Annotated in this window: 1 protein-coding gene; it reads left to right on the forward strand. The window is 46.9% G+C overall.

The features are described 5' to 3' along the window. Nucleotides 1-121: 121 nt before the first annotated feature. On the forward strand, nt 122-1,078 hold the full coding sequence (locus tag BUB94_RS16090; RefSeq protein WP_073238987.1) for an IS30 family transposase: 957 nt from the start codon (nt 122-124) through the stop codon (nt 1,076-1,078). The last annotated feature ends 17 nt before the right edge of the window (nt 1,079-1,095 follow it).

A 1,095-nucleotide genomic window follows, 5' to 3' on the forward strand; every position in this document is an offset into this window, starting at 1 on the left:
CCCGAATTCTATTTGCAAATGCATAATCCGAGCGGAATCTGAAGGATGCAAAAAAGGCCCCCAGATGGGAGCCAGCTAGGATAACTAAATTGCAACCTTCTCTTACCACAAAGAGGTTGCATTGAGTCATCTTAACCGAGAGCAAAGATACAAAATTCTTGGCTTGTTGTGTAGCCATTACACGCAAGCCCAAATCGCAGACATAATCGGATGTTCCCAAAGCACCGTATCACGAGAAATCAAACGGAACGGTTCACGAGGGAAATACGGAGCGGAGGCGGCACATAGAAAAGCCGTTGCAAGGAAGAAGGCTAGCCACTGCCATAAGAAATACGACGGATATGACTGGAGAATTGTTGACGCAAGTATCCGTAGTTTCATGAGTCCACAGCAGGTTCGCTGGAGATGCAGGCTTATGGGCCTGAAATGTCCTTGCGAGGAACTCATCTACCGTCACATCTGGGAGGACAAGCGGCATGGCGGTGACCTCTACAAATGCCTAAGGCACAAGAACAAGAAACACGCTTCCAGGGGCCGTAAGAACGGCTACAGAGGAAGGATTGTCGGCCTAGTATCTATCGACAAGCGGCCTGCAATCGTTGATAAAAAGGAACGTTTCGGAGACCTTGAGGTAGACCTTGTCATCGGTAAGGATCACAAGGGAAAGCTGCTCACCATAAACGACAGGGCAACGAACCAAAGCTGGATTAGAAAAATCGGAAGCAAGAATTCTGACGAGGTTGCAGCTGCCATCGTGGAAACCCTTCTCCCGTACAAGGGGTTGCTTAAGACGATAACTTCAGATAACGGAAGGGAGTTTGCGGACCACGTAATCGTGGCGAAGGCGCTTGGCATCAAGTACTATTTTGCGCATCCATATCATTCATGGGAGCGAGGTGCGAATGAAAATATGAACGGGCTGATTCGCCAATTTATTCCAAAGGGTGCAAAGATTGAAGATGTCGATGAACGCTATATCCGATGGATCGAGAACAATCTGAACAATAGACCAAGAAAAAGGCTTGACTACCTAACACCAAATGAGTATCTTTTGAAAAAGTTCAACATTATGCGTTAGCGATTAGAAATCGCCTT

The organism is Fibrobacter sp. UWH9, from assembly GCF_900129715.1.
Lineage (GTDB): Bacteria > Fibrobacterota > Fibrobacteria > Fibrobacterales > Fibrobacteraceae > Fibrobacter.